The 7,673-nt window shown below is 55.3% G+C and carries 9 protein-coding genes; 6 read left to right on the forward strand and 3 right to left on the reverse strand.

Features of this window, described 5'->3' with window-relative positions; translation table 11 throughout:
* Positions 1-622: UvrD-helicase domain-containing protein (locus PG883_RS21860; protein WP_270808153.1), on the reverse strand; the 622-nt coding region annotated here is incomplete at its 3' end.
* Positions 623-700: 78 nt separating this feature from the next.
* Here PG883_RS21860 and PG883_RS21865 point away from each other — a divergent pair.
* Positions 701-1,600 (forward strand): DNA/RNA non-specific endonuclease, encoded by a 900-nt coding sequence (locus PG883_RS21865; protein WP_171865411.1) that lies wholly within the window; start codon positions 701-703, stop codon positions 1,598-1,600.
* 199 nt (positions 1,601-1,799) lie between these two features.
* Positions 1,800-2,090 carry a hypothetical protein gene (locus PG883_RS21870; RefSeq protein ID WP_114523321.1) on the forward strand — a complete coding sequence of 97 codons (291 nt, stop codon included), beginning with the start codon at positions 1,800-1,802 and terminating at the stop codon, positions 2,088-2,090.
* A gap of 508 nt (positions 2,091-2,598) precedes the next feature.
* Here PG883_RS21870 and PG883_RS21875 read toward each other — a convergent pair.
* On the reverse strand, positions 2,599-3,771 hold the full coding sequence (locus PG883_RS21875; protein ID WP_161507892.1) for a nuclease-related domain-containing protein: 1,173 nt from the start codon (positions 3,769-3,771) through the stop codon (positions 2,599-2,601).
* A 98-nt stretch (positions 3,772-3,869) separates the two neighbouring features.
* On the reverse strand, positions 3,870-4,907 hold the full coding sequence (locus PG883_RS21880) for a hypothetical protein (protein WP_270808156.1): 1,038 nt from the start codon (positions 4,905-4,907) through the stop codon (positions 3,870-3,872).
* A 675-nt stretch (positions 4,908-5,582) separates the two neighbouring features.
* Here PG883_RS21880 and PG883_RS21885 point away from each other — a divergent pair.
* From PG883_RS21885 to PG883_RS21900, 4 genes are all read left to right on the forward strand, one after another.
* Entirely contained in the window at positions 5,583-5,990 is a 408-nt protein-coding gene (locus PG883_RS21885; RefSeq protein WP_114523317.1) for an H-NS family histone-like protein, read from the forward strand.
* 332 nt (positions 5,991-6,322) lie between these two features.
* The gene (locus PG883_RS21890; protein ID WP_161507982.1) at positions 6,323-6,484 is read left to right on the forward strand and encodes a hypothetical protein; all 162 of its coding nucleotides are present in this window, start codon (positions 6,323-6,325) and stop codon (positions 6,482-6,484) included.
* A gap of 240 nt (positions 6,485-6,724) precedes the next feature.
* Positions 6,725-7,027, forward strand: a complete 303-nt coding sequence (locus tag PG883_RS21895) for a hypothetical protein (protein ID WP_114523314.1) — start codon at positions 6,725-6,727, stop codon at positions 7,025-7,027.
* Positions 7,028-7,080: 53 nt separating this feature from the next.
* On the forward strand, positions 7,081-7,673 hold a 593-nt coding region (locus PG883_RS21900; RefSeq protein ID WP_270808158.1), incomplete at its 3' end, for a hypothetical protein.

Genomic DNA, 7,673 nt, shown 5'->3' on the forward strand with positions numbered 1-7,673 from the left:
CATGTTCTTCCATCCAGGCCAATTGGACCTCGTCCGTGTCTTGGAACTCGTCCACGATCATGTGGGTGATGGCGAGCCGCTTGATTGCGCCCTTGCGCAGACCAAACACCACTTCTCTGCACATCAGGTTGAAGTCGATGAGATTGCGCTCTTCCAGCACACTCAGGTAGGTGCGGGTGATGGTGGAGATGGTGTTGACGTCCATGTTCAGCTGGCGGGTTTCAAGGTCGATGGTCTGCTTGGCTTCGTCGTGCTCACCCATATAGCCGCAGGCCATCATGGCTTCGCTGACCTTGCCCTCAAACCGTCCATCCATGATGAGGTCACACTGCTTGGGCAGGGTCTTGTACTGCTCAAGGATGATGCCGTGGAAGGTGGAGACCCCAACCCGGTCGAAGTCCTTTTTACTGAGCAGCAGGCGTAGTTTATTGGCAATGCTGGTGGTGGCGGCGCGGGTGAAGGTGACCATCCAGGGCCGAGCCTTGCGGTTTTGCTCCAATAATTTCACCAGTCCCGCTATGCAGGTGGTCGATTTTCCGGACCCTGGCAGGGCGACGGTCAGGTTGTTACCGGTGCGCGACACGACCGCGTCGGCAATGATGGCTTGTTCGCTCGACAGCATGAGAAATCCTGTTCAGTTGCTAACCAGAATGCTCTAAGATGGCAATCACGGCCAATTAAATGCGTTTATGGGGGCGCTATGCTGAGCAAGATACCCGCCATCCCGTTCACTGGCAATAAAGCGAGTGGCTTGCGCTTCTGTCACTCGTGCTATGGCTTGGTGGAGTCAGCCAATGACTGCACTTGCAGTGTCTGTGGCGTTGAATTTGGCCAGCGTACTGCTTTGGTTCGACGGATTGTGGCACCGGCTCTGCTGGCCCTGTTCACCGTAGGGGTGAATGCCAGTGAGTGTCCGCAGCTCTACCTGGCTGAGCGCGAGCCCGAGATCACAGCACCCCTAGAAGGCGATTTTTATGAGTTGTGCGGGTCTGAACATGCGGTGATGCTGTCCGCACAGAATCGCACCGCGATCTATTCTGTCGAAAAGCTGACCCCGCGACAGATAAAGGGGGCCTTTGAAATCAGCCGCGGTGACCACGAGTTCTACGAGGATTACCGCTTGCCGGAAGAGGTGCGAGTGTCGTCCTTTATCTATAAACATTCGGGACTCGACCGAGGCCACCTTGCGCCAGCCGGAGACTTCAGCACCCAGGCCACCCAGCGGGAATCTTTTGCCCTCTCCAACGTGGTGCCGATGACCCCAGAAGTGAATCGTGGGATCTGGTCGGACATAGAGCAGACGGTGCGTTACATGGCCAAGAAAGGGGTAGTCAACGTGGTCACAGGGCCGATCTATCTGGGCGAGGTGAAAACCCTGCCTGGCACCATGGTCCCGATCCCGACGGCCATCTTCAAGGCAGTGTATTCACCCGGAGCAAACAGCGTTGGCGTGTACCTGGTTGCTAATGGCACCGATCAGAGTGTGGCCAAGCTGAGCCTGGCCGAATTTACCAAGCTCAGTGCGCTCGATGTCTTCCCCGGACTGCCAGATGAGATCAAGCAAATCAAGGGCGCGTTGCCGGATCCGATTATTCGATGAAAGGTAGGTTCTTCAAGGCTTTGCGAGGTCGGTCAAAGTATTTTCAGCAATGATTGATACCCTGCTGCGCGTGGTCATCCGATGGGCCACAGAGAAGCGACAGACGCCAGCCCGCAGGAATGGAGAGTCGAACAGTGATTGTCAGTGCTGCAGGAGCGCCATGAGGCTCAGGTAGCAGAGGTAGGCAAGGAGGTAGGCTTTGCAACAACAGGTTGTGCGGTTAGAGCCGCTGGATAGGCAGGCGCTGGTCGCTGCTATCAAAGACAATATGGGTTCAAGGGTTGAGTTCGCGAACGGCTGCTATCTGCATCTGGAGCCGCAATACGGCCTGCTCTGGGGCTGCACCCCCTACGGGAGGGATTGGGCGTGTCAGGCAGGCAACCAGGCGGCATCGGTCATTGCCAAGTGGGTGGCGTTCTGGAATGAGCCGCGTGACGAACATGGCATGTTGATGAACGTTGCTGACGAGCCCATCCTCGAAGCGGTTTAGACCCTCGATATAACCGCTGCCCGATCTGCGATGACTCGGGCAGTCACGTAGTCTCCACAGGGTTTCCTGGCTCGTGCAGGAAGCCCTTCATTGCTTCGGCTTTCGCGCCGTGGGTTGCAATCTTACCGAACTCGTAATCTACTGTAACAAGGCGTTAACCTTGACAGGGAGGTTCGTGTGCGCAAGCGGAAGGGATTGATAAAAGGCAATTTTGAGTTGCGGGATGTGTGCCGCTCGTTTGTGATTGGCGGCCTATGCGGGCTTGGTTGTGGGGTGATCCAGACCGGCTACAGCCCCTACATGTGGCTCTGTTTTGGTACCTGTGCCAGCGCCTGTGCGATGTCCCGAGCTGTTCACTGGAAGTTCCGGCGCTACTATCTCACCCGGCGCGTACAAGGGCTGGAGACCCACTAGGAAGTGAAAAGGGAAGCAGGGTCACTGCTTCCAATACAGGTTTGGTCTGAGTTGATGTCTGGGTATGGGAAACCCTAAAGACGTTTCCAACCTATCACGCACTAAGTGGTCCGTCCAGTGCGAGCCGCGGCTCTCCACCCTCACTCTGCAGCACGATGTTGCGACACTTCGGATAGTTGCTGCACCCTAAAAATGGCTGGCCCTTCATCGCGCCCCGTGTGCCTATTCGCGGCACCAGGAAACCTTCGCACTTCACACAGGGCTGGAGGCTGACTTCAACAGCTGCTGCACCCGCGCTCCCCGGCGCAGGCTTCTCCATGATCTCGATGGTGTGGCACTTAGGGTAAGCGCTGCACCCCCAGAAGTGTTCCCCCTCTAGCGCTCCGCGCTTGCCGACCCGTGTCACCATCGGGCTGCTGCACTTTGGACAGAGCTTCCTGACGTAACCGCTGACGTCTTTCGCGCCGCTCAGCTCGTCTTGCGGGGCCACGTTAGGCAGGTCAGTCCGGGTAAATACCGGCTCATTGGCGGCCACTGGGGCGGTGCCCGCGGTTTCCTCGCGCTGGTGTGTGGCTGGAACCGGCTTTGGTGTGGTCGCAACTCTCGACCGGCCCCGTTTGCCATGGCGAGCATTGAGGTTGGCTATGTGGGCCTTATTGGTCTTGTAGCCTGGGGTGAGTCGCTGCTTTTCGAGCTTCCTGATGCAGACCTTCACTTGTTCATCGGAGAGCAAGACCTCTTGCTTGCGCTTGACCCAAGGGACCACACCACCCTTGATCACGTTGTCTGGCATCGGGGTCTTGAACTTCGCATCGCCTAAGAACACGACCAGCGAGTGGATCTGCTCATCGGCCAGCGCCAGCACCTCTTGTATGGTCTTCACATGCAGGTAGTTCTGCCTGAGAGGATTCTGGAATCGAAATTTTTTGCGGTAAAACGTCTGGGTCCAGGTCGGTTGCTTGGCGTCACCGAAGATCCAGCCGCCCATGTTCTTGGTCTCGATCACGAACACCCCATAGGGTGACACCAGCACATGGTCTATCTGGGTGGTGCCGTTTGGTGTAGGCAGGGTGAGGTCATGGAGCAGATGGTACTTCTTGCGGTCAAGAAAAACCCGCAGGGCAAAGTTAGAGCCCATCTCAGCTAACTTCCCTTTGCCCCATGAGGTGCGCCCCACCACGATGAGGGCTGCAAAGAACAGAAAGACGAAGAGGTTGATTCCATAGCTGGCCTGAAAGGTAGTCATCAGCTGGGACAGCCGTTCCATAGGGGACGCTCCATGTAAAAAAGCCGAACCCACATCTGAGTTCGGCAACAGGTCAGGTGGCTTTGGGGTGAACCTGACGATTCGGAGTGCAAGGAGCGTTAGGCTCCCGGCACGACTTTAAAAATCAGCTCGTCGGAGGAGGTCAGCAGGGAGCGCGGTACACCCTCGACGTGGTAGTTGAAGACGACCTCATTCTCACTTTGAACCGTGTCGAGGATCTTGTAGCCCCAGTTCAGATGGGTAGTGCGATCACCGGAATCCGCCTTGAGCCTACGGTCAGTGTCCACCAATTCCCCCGGCACGTAATGGAGGTACTTCTGCCCGGCGAACCCCATATCCTCGGGGTCGGCGTTGGAAAGATTGCCACTATAACTGCCGCGCCCAAAACCAATAACGGTCATGGTCCGGGTCTGGCCGAGCCATGAGCCGACTGTGAAGTGATGTTCAGCGCAATCATCCACTATCGCTTTCACCACCACTGTGGCTTGCGCGTTGACGGTGTCGTTGAGGCCGGGCTGGATGGAGAAGTCCTTTACGGACACTACCTGATAGGCACGGTTGCACACTGTGGTGTTGGCCAGTTTGACCTGACCACCGAGCTTGGAGGTGGCCAGCCCGCTTCGTACTGTGCTGGTGGTGCCGGAAATGGACGCCATGGACTCGTACTTGCGCTTCGCCTCATCCGACAAGGCTGCACGGCTTACCGGGTTGGACGCTGCCGCGTCAGACAGCTCACCCAGGTGAGCCTTCAGGGTCATGTTCTGAGCGCTCATCTGGCCATACTCCTGGCCGGACTTCATATCGAGGTCAAAGGACATCGTTACCCGCATCTGACCGCTGTCCGCTGAGGTCACCGAGACCAGCTGGCTGTCGACAATTCCGCCTTGCACCATCTGCAGCTGTCGATCCATGCGGTTACCGTCGTCGGAGGTGACGCGGGCAAGGGTGCCGCGCTGCTGCTTGAGCGCCATGTCTTGCAGGAGTGGGGTGACCCGAGCGACCATCTGCCCGACGGTTTCGCCTGGAAGGGCGGTGGTGACGGTGTTGACTGTCACGGTTTCGGCCAGTGCCGGAAGTGCCGCTGCCATCAGGCTGATGGCCACGACAGGCAGTAAATGTCCACGTTGCATTTTCATGACTCTCGCCCTCAATGGGAGCTCCCTGCCAGTTCAAATTCCTAGTACAACATTGACCCAATATAGGCTTTGAAAAACGTTTGTCAAACGATATTGAATGGCGTTAACGGGTAAACGTATGCGTTTATGAATGGAGGGGGATCAGTTCAACGATGGTCCTGAAAGTCCCCGCAGGACTGAGATCTGTCCCAGGAGGACTTGGATGCACGCCTGGAGGGCTCAGGAACGTTGGTGCGGAGGCAAAACGGAGCAAAAAGAAGTAACGTTGTAGTAAAATGTTACTCATGTACAGGACCTTAAGCGTTGAGTCCCTTTAAAACTCCTTCCAAGGTCCTGTATATGAAATGTTACTGAACGATGAGTACGACAATAGTAGGAAAAGCTATCCGGTTGCAAAGGAAAAATAACAGAACGGTGACCGACGTAGTGAGATTGGTAGGTGGAATATAGTTACAGCTAGTCAGCTGACATTAAGGTGACCGTCATAGTCTGTTATTCAGACAAGAAAAGATCAGCTGTGGTAGCTGGGGAAAAAAATACATCACAGTTCAATTTAAAGTGAATTTTATCGCCAAAGCATTTATAATCGCACCTTAACAACAACCTCTCCCAATTATTATTTTGAGCATTGCATAGAGCAATGCTGTGTTTATTTACGGCTTAAGTGAGGACGCTATGAACGAGTTTCTGAAAACACTCCTTAATATTCGCAGTCTGCGTGCTTCACTGCGCGAGTTATCATTCGAGCAGTTGGAAGAAGCGAAAGCAAAATTTGATTCGGTCTATCAGGAGCAATTGGACGAGATCAACAAAGCTCGTGAATTGGCAGAAGAGCGCAAGCGTAAAGTCAGTGAATTTGTCAGCCTGCTCGCAGATGCTGGAATAAATCCGCATGAACTGCTGGCCGAAGCAGAAGCTGTCGGAACGAAAGCCCCTCGTGGCCCGCGTATGCCACGCGAACCGAAATATCAGTATGAAGAAAATGGTGTCGTTAAAACCTGGACCGGCCAGGGCAGAACGCCGAAAGCCATTGCCGATCAGCTGGCAGAAGGCTTCGACCTGAGCGACTTCCTGATCAAGTAGTCGACTGCAAGAGACAAACAGAACCGCCTTCGATGGCGGTTTTGTTGTTTCTGCGACCGATCACGGTAAAGAGCCGGTGGTCGGGAGCCTTGACCCAGGCCAAATGAGCGGGTGTTTTAGGGTCTTCATAAATTTTTGTAAAAGTGTCAAACCCAGTGCTGGTGCGGTCTGGCGGCTAGGCAATTTAACATATTATCGGGGGTGACGCGGTGAGGCTTTTGACGGGCTTTAGAGCCACCACATGACAGACGTCCCCCTGCTGGCCATAATGGGGCTGGCCGACCGGAGCTGGTGGCCGTCACGACTATATAAAGGAAGAGGATGGATCGCAGATGTTGGGATTGCGCGTGGAGTACCCGATAGCACGAGGTGAGTATTCGACCGGGGTGGTGATTGCTCACGATCCGGTGAGTGATGATGTGAAGGTGCAGGATGAGGTCGATGGTGAGGTCTATCGTGGCTCTGCCGACCAGATCACTGTGCTCACTGATTGATGGTACACGGCAGCGGCTGACCCGATCCGTCGCTGCACACAATTTCCGACCAAGACACTGGCATCCCCGAGCCGGTCACGCATTTTTCCCCTGAACGTCCACCTGCAGACTCGCTGGAAGCCTTCCGCTCGCTAAGTCCCCCTCACTGTTCGAAAACCCAGCAAATGAGTCCGGCTCTGGACGAGAACTCTCGATGAGATATAATAGGAATTATATCTCATCGAGACCCAGGAGCAGGATATGGCCATCCATCTACGTTGCGCATTTGACACCTACTACTTAGGTGATACAGCAATCATGCTGATCGACCGAAGCGAGCCGTTCTTCGCTTCGGTGACCAATGATGCCGACCAGGTGATCCCCTGGCTGGAGCAGAACGTCGATGGTGGGATTGGCCAGCGGAAGGTTTACTACCGTGATACCGATGGCCGCTATGACGAATTGTTGGTCAAAAATGGCCAGTTTGACGGCTTCAAAGCCTGCACCGCCAGTCAACAGACCCATTTCAGAAACTTTTATTACGCCAGTCCAGCTACGTTATGACCGCCTTGGTGACATCCCACTCCCTGCTCCCGCCCGCTGGTGTCGCGGGCCCGGTGCAACTCGACACTCAAGCGCTACGTCCGGATGACCTGTCGGAGCTGATGCGTCAGGGACGGTTGCGCGGAATACGGATAGAAGAAGACCCGCGGATCCAAGAAGCCATGAGCCGCTTTAGGCAGGAATTTCTGGATTCGCAGGACGCTTACTCACCCCGAACCGTCATGCAACTGCGCTCGATGTGGGGTCAGTTTGACGAGTGGTGCATTGCAAATGAGCTGCAGTCTTGCCCTGCAGAATTGGAAACCGTAAAGCGTTATCTCTCACTTAGAGCGGAGGACAAGCACCGCAACACCCTGGCGATGGACAACTGGGCCATTGGCAAGATCCACCGAGAGAGTGGCTGCCCGGATCCGACCATCGACACCAGTGTGAAGAAATTGCTGAAGGCCCTGACACGCAAGAAGATCATAGCCGATGAAGGCATCAAGCAGGCGTCCCCTTTACGGGAATGTTACCTGGACGAATTGGAACATCGGTGGTCTCGCAGTCCACTGCTGGCCGACAAGCGGGACATCGCCATCTTGATGGTTGCCTATGAGTCGATGCTGCGGGTATCGGAACTGGCCCGCATTAAGCTCTGCCACTT

Origin of the sequence: Aeromonas sp. QDB25 (genome assembly GCF_027707725.1) — a bacterium.
Lineage (GTDB): Bacteria > Pseudomonadota > Gammaproteobacteria > Enterobacterales > Aeromonadaceae > Aeromonas > Aeromonas caviae.